Origin of the sequence: Methylobacterium sp. WL12 (genome assembly GCF_008039475.1) — a bacterium.
GTDB classification, from domain to species: domain Bacteria; phylum Pseudomonadota; class Alphaproteobacteria; order Rhizobiales; family Beijerinckiaceae; genus Methylobacterium; species Methylobacterium cerastii.
Window position 1 is genome coordinate 1 of sequence record NZ_VRUW01000174.1, and the last position, 3,357, is coordinate 3,357.

The following is a 3,357-nucleotide window of genomic DNA, read 5'->3' on the forward strand; positions in this document are numbered from 1 at the left end:
AAATAAAACCGTGACTTATCTAAGCCAAAAAAGTTGCGACCTTGGTGCTCGTGAATTTCAACGTTGATGCATGGCGGTACGATCGTAATCGGGCCATCATAAATTTTGCGGAAGGCTTCTGCAACAAACCGAGTGGGCGCCCAGATTTCATGTATGCGATCGAGCAGACGTCCCCAATCACGAGGTGTTTCTGAAAGCTCCCAATAGGTTCTAAATATATTGTAGCTTCCTTCTATCCGGTGTTCAATATTATTATAAAAAGCTGGCAGCTGGTCGGCAGCAGCTTCGAAGACATTGACGCGGTATCTGCTCTCAAGGTCATAGTGCTCAGGCATGAACTGCCCGAAAAAGCGGTCTTCTACATGCACGTTGTAGGGATAGATCGCAAAGGGAAAGGGCTCCCGCGCGACGGACGAAATCAAATTGCGAAGTGACTCACCAAGTCCGAGGCTAGCTTCAACATAGCCGATAAAGAGAACGCCGGTCTTTGCGGGGGTTCTGTCAAGAGGGATTGGTGATTTGAAACCTTTCAAGACGCGCTCCCCGCGCAACAGCGCCCGTCGCACCTGTGGATTTGCAGCAATATACTGGCGCGTATCAAAATATTTCGAAGGTCTGCGATGGCTTTCTTTCCACCCAAATCTAATAAAATGCTCAAGAGGGTCTTGTCCGTCAAGGAATACATCCTGATTATTTTTTATATAATATTCTCTATCAAAGGAAATAAAACATTTTGAGATTTGAGTCCCTTTACGTTTACGCCCTAGTGCAAAATATCGATCCAAAATACCTGGTTTTGATGTTTGATTAACAGTCTCTAGATGTGAAGCAAATCCAATAATCTCATTATGCGTGACGTCATATCCCGTGTCTATACTTACTGGAATGACTTCACGCTGATATTGTGAATCTTTAAGCACCGCACGCATCGTAAAGGCAGTATGCCGCCACGTGAATCCAGCCGTAATGTGTTTGCGACAGACCTGTGAATGCTCGGAATACGCTTTCGCATCCATCGCACAAGCCTCGTTAAGTCGTTCTAGAATCTCGGCCGCGTCGGGCTCCCACCAATAGCCGACATCTCCAAAGCCCTTGTCCCTGTAATCTGCTAAGGCAGGTTGTCCTGAAAAGAGAAGCGCGCCTTCGCACGCTAAATCAGTGCTGCCACTGTATCGGCCAAAAATTGGTATTGTCCCACAGGCCATTGCTTCCGCGGTTGAGAAGCCAAAGCCCTCCGATCGAGCAGTGGACACGTAGTAGTCAACACCACGATAAATTTGGGCGATCTCTGCGTCAGAAAGTGAGCCCACCATTTCCCAGACGCTCACGTTAGCACCCGTGATGCGCGCCATGCGAAGGTTGCCCACCTGTGTGGCCTCCGCGCGAAGTCCGAAGACGTCAAGGACATCTTGTCCCATGATGATGAGCTGCACGTTAGGGCGTTGCATGCGCAGCGCGGCCCAGGCCGCACGTATGACGTCGAGCCCCTTACGGTGCTGATTGCGGGCAAACCACAGGAATGTCGTTTCGTCGAACGGGCGGTCGCGCAGACCCCAAGGGGTGAAAACGTCTGTCTCAACTCCGGGCGGCACCCACGTCACGTCCGGTACGCCCTCAGCCTCAAAGACCGCCTTTACCCAACGTGACGTTGTCATGACCTTCTTGTAGCGCCGCGCCGCCTCGGCCCAGCCAAGGGGGAGTCGGGTCGTCTCCCAAGCAGTATAGAGGTAGTTAAAAGGCTCTGTACCGGGATGAGCAAAAATGAGTTCTGGCTTAGTCGAGTCAAGCAGACCGTTCAAACGCAATGTATGATGCAGATAACGATTCATGACCTCCCAGGAAGTCGAACCAGTCGTGCCGTGATCTGCATGATTGACTCCATAGCCGAGGTGCTTCTTCGCAAACAAGAATTTATTATTGTGGATGTACTTCTTTCTTCGAGGGGCGAGATCACCTGAGAAAGTCGAGCTTGTGAAGTGCTCAATTTGCGCCTCAGGTATGTAAGCGCTTGCGTAACCAGCCTCACGCAATCGGAAACAAAAGTCTGCATCTTCATAATAGAAGCCAAAGGCGTCGTCTAAAAAACCTACCTCGTCTGCAGCTGCAATGCGAATAAGAGCGAAAGTAAGCTCACAAAAATCTGCTTCGAGCCGTTTAATACGTCGGTCAGGAGCCGCATGGTCATGAGAAAACCTTACATCAGTGAGATTCCACTGAACTCGGTAGGTCATCGTTCGGTCGCCTGCAACTTCATCCACGACCATCTGCGCCGGGGCGACGATGGCGAGATTGTCATCGCGCAGCATCTCTTGAAGAAGCTGGCGGCAGACGTCCGTGATAAGCCTAATGTCATTATTTGACGCAACAAGATATCGGCAATCTCGTTCCTTCGCGAGACTCATTCCAATATTGCAAGCTTGCGTGTAAGTTCGAGGTGTGCCTAGTTGGATAATTTCCACGCCAAACTCACTGCAAACTGCGTTGGTATCGTCCGTACTCCCTTGATCTAAGACGACTATCCGGTGCAGTACATTATGCATTGAGCTAAACATTCTGAAAAGTAATTTTCCCCCGTTAATCGAAGGGATGACTATTAACATCTTATTGATAGCATTTTCAATATGACTGTTCGGTACGTTCATAAGTCACTCATGATTCTGTGAGAAATTTTGCGCGCTAACATTGTAAATGCAATCATCAGCCTTTCTGAGCGATTTGGATTGAGTTCAGTCAGATGACGATTACGGCAGGAGAAAGTGGTCGTATATACTTTGGATGGAAGAGACTATATTTCACTGCTGCTTGAAAAATTTAATATCACGTAATGCCATCAGATGTTTAGTCGTGGCATATGGTCTGACGGTTCGAGCTTGAAGCGTTCGGGCTCTGTGGTCCAAGTTTGGCAGATAAATTCGTATGGCGTAAGGCCTCGCAGGGTCTTCAAACGGCGCCAGCAATTGTGGGCCTCCACGAACAGTTGCAGGTGACGACGCAGCTCGTCGTGGTTGGCGTAATGGTAGCGCTTGACCGTGGCGTCTTTGATAGTCCGGTTCATCCGCTCGACCTAGAGCGTTTTCGGTTTAATCTGGTTCGTATCCTGCAGTGGTGAAGAAGTTGGTGCACTCGTCCGGGGTGACGGTGTCGACGAGGCCTCCGATGGCCGACCACAAACCCTCGACGGTGCGTTCGGCCGCCTTTCGCAGCAGGGCCTTCAGCTTTGAGAAGGCCATCTCGATTGATGGTGTGGATGGCTCCTGCTCCCGGCGTTGCGTTGGGGCATAGTCGGGATGTTGTCGCCTCAAGCTGAGGAGCCACCCATGTCCGAACTTGTTACGGTCGGTATCGACCTCGCGAAGA

The 3,357-nt window shown here is 50.2% G+C and carries 1 protein-coding gene and 2 pseudogenes; all 3 read right to left on the bottom strand.

The features are described 5' to 3' along the window. Nucleotides 1-2,642, bottom strand: a 2,642-nt coding sequence (locus FV226_RS27090; protein ID WP_147765354.1) for a glycosyltransferase, incomplete at its 3' end; no start/stop codon positions are given. A gap of 188 nt (nucleotides 2,643-2,830) precedes the next feature. Further along, nucleotides 2,831-3,064: pseudogene (locus FV226_RS27095) on the bottom strand (integrase core domain-containing protein); the annotation flags it as partial. Between the two features lie 16 nt (nucleotides 3,065-3,080). Next, nucleotides 3,081-3,357: pseudogene (locus FV226_RS28835) on the bottom strand (hypothetical protein); the annotation flags it as partial.